Source organism: Bartonella sp. P0282 (genome assembly GCF_048452985.1).
GTDB classification, from domain to species: Bacteria; Pseudomonadota; Alphaproteobacteria; order Rhizobiales; family Rhizobiaceae; genus Bartonella; species Bartonella choladocola.
Window position 1 is genome coordinate 1 of sequence record NZ_WTFO01000018.1, and the last position, 343, is coordinate 343.

Here is a 343-nt window from a genome sequence, read left to right on the forward strand (position 1 = left end):
GATATAGCGCTCAGGGTAACAGGGAAAAAGACAGCCAGGGTTGATCCATCCTTCAAGCGGGTTGGCGAAGGCATTTATGAAATCTCAGTAACGGCGGGCAAGGATGATGAAACATTAATTCTGACACCGTCAGTTGAAGGGCAGAATATTGCGTCGGCCAAGATTATTGTTGTCGCCAAAGCAGCGGCTCATGTCATCAATGTTGCCATTGTTGGTAATGAAACAAGCAAAGTAGCAAACGGAACCAATTATTTTGACTTCAAGGCAACGGCACAGGATGATGAGGGGAAAGCGGTTGCCGATGCAACGATCATCTGGTCGCAAGACAAGGGAGACAATGTTG

At 47.2% G+C, this 343-nt stretch carries 1 protein-coding gene; it reads left to right on the forward strand.

Annotated features, from left to right (window positions below):
* On the forward strand, positions 1 to 343 hold a 343-nt coding region (locus GQS64_RS11975), incomplete at both ends, for a hypothetical protein (RefSeq protein ID WP_198231766.1).